Genomic DNA, 262 nt, shown 5'->3' on the forward strand with positions numbered 1-262 from the left:
CCCAGCAACCTCTCCGTCGGCGTGGACATCGTCCACACCTACAAGGGCGACCTGATCGTCGACCTCGTCGCCCCCGACGGCTCGGTCTACAACCTGCACAACCGCACCGGCGGCAGCGCCGACAACATCGTCCAGACCTACACCGTGAACGCCTCCTCGGAGGTCGCCAACGGCGCCTGGAAGCTCCGCGTCCAGGACAAGGCCTCGGCCGACACCGGCTACATCAACGCCTTCAAGCTGACCTTCCCGTAACCCTCACGGG

Annotated in this window: 1 protein-coding gene; it reads left to right on the plus strand. The window is 66.0% G+C overall.

Annotated elements, in window-relative coordinates; all coding sequences use genetic code 11:
* Positions 1-252, plus strand: a 252-nt coding sequence (locus ADL08_RS14655; protein WP_199837009.1) for a proprotein convertase P-domain-containing protein, incomplete at its 5' end; no start/stop codon positions are given.
* Positions 253-262: the final 10 nt, after the last annotated feature.

Origin of the sequence: Streptomyces sp. NRRL F-6492 (genome assembly GCF_001280125.1) — a bacterium.
GTDB lineage: Bacteria > Actinomycetota > Actinomycetes > Streptomycetales > Streptomycetaceae > Streptomyces.